4 protein-coding genes and 1 pseudogene are annotated in these 3,465 nt (G+C 46.8%); 3 read left to right on the forward strand and 2 right to left on the reverse strand.

Annotated elements, in window-relative coordinates; genetic code table 11:
* A pseudogene (locus B9T16_RS26990) lies at nt 1–82 on the forward strand (maturase); the annotation flags it as partial.
* A gap of 694 nt (nt 83–776) precedes the next feature.
* Here B9T16_RS26990 and B9T16_RS26995 read toward each other — a convergent pair.
* Both B9T16_RS26995 and B9T16_RS27000 read right to left on the reverse strand, forming a co-directional pair.
* A complete protein-coding gene (locus tag B9T16_RS26995) occupies nt 777–935 on the reverse strand; it encodes a transposase (RefSeq protein ID WP_410246208.1) in 159 nt (52 codons plus the stop codon).
* Between the two features lie 50 nt (nt 936–985).
* Nucleotides 986–1,862, reverse strand: a protein-coding gene (locus B9T16_RS27000) for an IS630 family transposase (protein ID WP_410246209.1) whose coding sequence is annotated in 2 segments (ribosomal slippage) — nt 986–1,048 and nt 1,050–1,862 — 876 coding nt in all. Because the reading frame shifts where the segments join, the coding sequence is not laid out codon by codon here.
* A 794-nt stretch (nt 1,863–2,656) separates the two neighbouring features.
* Between B9T16_RS27000 and B9T16_RS27005 the strand changes: the two genes are divergently transcribed.
* The gene (locus tag B9T16_RS27005; RefSeq protein ID WP_014276179.1) at nt 2,657–3,070 is read left to right on the forward strand and encodes a reverse transcriptase N-terminal domain-containing protein; all 414 of its coding nucleotides are present in this window, start codon (nt 2,657–2,659) and stop codon (nt 3,068–3,070) included.
* The gene (locus tag B9T16_RS27010; protein ID WP_410246210.1) at nt 3,030–3,281 is read left to right on the forward strand and encodes a hypothetical protein; all 252 of its coding nucleotides are present in this window, start codon (nt 3,030–3,032) and stop codon (nt 3,279–3,281) included. Before B9T16_RS27005 ends, B9T16_RS27010 begins: the two co-directional genes overlap by 41 nt.
* Nucleotides 3,282–3,465 lie beyond the last annotated feature (184 nt).

Below are 3,465 nucleotides of genomic sequence, written 5' to 3' on the forward strand. Positions count from 1 at the left end.
TCTTCAACTGCTACATCGCCACACCCGCGATGATAAGACGGCGCTCGATAATGCCAACGCTGTGTCCATAACAATGGAATAGTCAGACTAGGAGCCGTATGAGGTGAAAGTCTCATGTACGGTTCTGAATGGGAGGGGATGGAGGTGACTCCATTCTCGACCCCTAATCCAATGAGGGGTTTAAACGTTCCATCTATGCGGGCATTCCATCTTTAGATTCGTCCTATCCACCGGGGTACTTTAAAGGTCTATGCACAACTTTCGTTGCTTCTGGGTAGTACCAACAGACTCCCACTTTTCCCCTTGCCTTTTTAAGCGGCAGCGTTTCAACCTATTTCGCTGCCCAATAGTTACGATGGTTCAAGCCAGACGTTCGGTTTCCTTAATCATGGATGGTTGGCAGTGGTCGCATCTGGTAGTAGGTTCTACTTCACGCCTTCCGTTCCCCGCTTCAATCTGACGGGTTGTGAATCCTGAAACTGGGGGTGGCTGTTATGGTCGAAAGGGAAGTCACCTTCCCCAACTCCACTTCCAAACCGTACTTGAGACTTTCACCTCATACGGCTCCTGATGTGGATACCCCTTTGTCATTAGGAACAGGGTTACAACCCCCTGCTTTCGTACTTCAACTTCCAAAGCTATATGCCTGCGTTAGTCTTTAAACTCGCTTTCGCCATTAAACTCCTACTTATCGCAGTATCTATAGCATTAGTCAAGGTGGTTAGGACGCAGCTGGGAGAACGGAATCCATGGCATCATCGAGAGAATCAAACTGCTCACGTGCAATGGCGAATGCGGGCTTTCAACCACGACCAACATTTCTCTATCTTGTTGAGGTCTGGCGAATAAGGTGGTAGATAGAGCAAACGGCATTGAGCCGCCTCCACTAGCTCAGGAATCCGTCCCCCTTTATGAAACGTTGCATTGTCTAGCACTAGAGTCTGACCTGGCTTCAGTGTTGGAATTATAGCACTCGTCAATACGGTTAGGACGCAGCCTTGAGAACAGAATCCATGGCATCATCGAGAGAATCAAACTGCTCACGTGCAATGGCGAATGCGGGCTTTCAACCACGACCAACATTTCTCTATCTTGTTGAGGTCTGGCGAATAAGGTGGTAGATAGAGTAAACGGCATTGAGCTGCCTCCACCAGTTCAGCCTGCCGCCCCCCTTTATGAAACGTTGCATTGTCCAATACTAGAGTCTGACCTGGCTTCAATGTTGGAATTAAGATGAACTCCAACCACAACTCAAACACTGTCCGATTACAACAACCCTCAAAGCGATCGGGGGCTAAGAGTTGTTGATAACACCATGCCGCCATATAGCTCACCCTGCCCTGCCTCTTCCCGGATTTGAGGGCATCGAAGCGTTGTCCTTCCTCGCAGTAACCATAAGGATAATCCGAGTCTTGACTATTCATGCCAGCTTCATCGAGGTAAACCAACCCTTCCGGCTCCATATGTTCAATCTGAGCAATAAACTCCTCTCGCTGTTGCTCATCACGTTCTTGGTAGCCGTAAGTTGNTTTTCTGGTGAAGCCAATTTTCTTCAAGGTTCTGGATATGGTGCGAGGAGAGATGTCGTCATCCCAAAGTTGAGCCATTTGAGCGGAGGTTTGATCGCCATGCTCTTGGGYAAAAGCCTTGAATTTRTGCCAGTCGGTAATTTGGTGGYTATKRCCAGGTSGGCGATTCGGTTTAGGGAGGAAGTCGCCGGTGTGTTCTTTTCTTTGCAGCCAGAGATTGATAGTGTTCCGGCTGACATGGAAAACTTGACTGGCTTCGGTTTTGGGTATACCGTCTAGTTCAATTGCATTAATAACTTTTTGTCTAAGGTCGTAACTGTAGGGGGCTGGCATTTTGGGTCTTCTGTAGATATCCTTGCCATTATACGTCCTAAATGTTCTGTCTTGTGCTATACTATTCATGGGGGTGCGAAACGTTCAGGCATGAAATAGGGTTGAAATACCTGAAATAACCGCCTGGTGGGGACTTCAACCCCTTGGCTGAATATAAGGAACGCACTCCTGACCATCCTCATAACTGTTTATATGTCCCAACGTTCGGTATAGAGATATACCAAACAAGGCAGGGAACCCAAGGTCAAAACGAACTAACCCATACAAATTCCTTATAGKAAKCCCAMAAATGKATAAGTAAAAGTTAGGAAATTAGGGTAACGGCGATAGCCACCCCCAGTTTTGGGAATCACAACCCCAGGATTGAAGCGGGGAACGGAAGGCTCCGAGATGTAACCTAACATCAGAAGCGAGACCACTGCCAACCATCCATGATTAGGGAAACCGAATGTCCGGCTTGAACCATCGTAACTAGAAAGTAGCGAAACAGGTTGACACGCTGCACTCAAAAGAGTAAGGGGAAAAGTAGGAATTTCTTCATAATACCTACACAGACCTTTAAAAGTACCCCGGTGGAAAGGACAAATCTAAAAGATGGAATGCCCATATAAACGGAACGTTTTAAGCCCTCATGGACTCTGAGAGTATGGTCGATACCTCAGTAGGGAAAAGTGTAACCGCAAGTCCTAGAGGGTGTGAGATGTGACCAAAAGCCAACGCCCTACTGTAATGGCAGGGATATGCTAACAGGTCACGGTTTGATTGTCAAGAAATAGAGTCTAGTAGGTGTACAAATGGCGATAGCGAGTTTAAAGAAAGGGTTTGGGAAACCAAAACCAATCAAGACTACGAACAACGCATGGAAAGCAATCCCATGGACTAAGGTTCAACGGAAAGTTTTCAAGCTCCAAAAGAGTATATTTCAAGCAGCTAAATCGGGACAAAATGCTAAGGCACGAAGGTGGCAACGTCTATTGGTGAAATCATACTATGCCCGGCTCTTAGCAGTGCGGCGAGTGACCCAAGATAATCAAGGCAAGAAGACAGCCGGAGTAGATGGAGTAAGAGTAATCTCTTCAAGACAAAGGTTTGAACTGGTCAAGAACATTAAGGGAAACCTCAAAGCAAAACCACTGCGACGGGTTTGGATTCCAAAACCTGGTAGGGATGAAAAAAGCTGGAATAGGAATACCCACAATCCAAGATAGAGCAAGGCAAGCCTTGGTTAAGTCGGCTCTCGAACCTGAATGGGAATCGAGATTTGAAGGCACAAGCTACGGGTTCCATCCTGGACGGTCTGCCCATGACGCAATCAGCAGAATTTATATTGCCATAAATAAGGGACAATACTATGTCCTTGATGCTGATATAGCGTGCGAGACGTTTAGGAGTGAAATAGGGCTGCAATGCCTGAAATAACCTCCTAGTGGGACTTCCACCCCTTGGTGGAATATAAGGGATTCGCACCCCTGACCATCCCATAACTATCTATGTGTCTCAACATCTGGCTTCGACAACCAGATAAGGCAGAGAGACTCAAGGTCAAAACTGAGCGAAAAAAAAGAGGGAAAGTTCTGAACCCCTTGAGTATAACGTAGGGTTG

The sequence above is a fragment of the Arthrospira sp. PCC 8006 genome, assembly GCF_046480465.1.
Lineage (GTDB): Bacteria > Cyanobacteriota > Cyanobacteriia > Cyanobacteriales > Microcoleaceae > Limnospira > Limnospira platensis.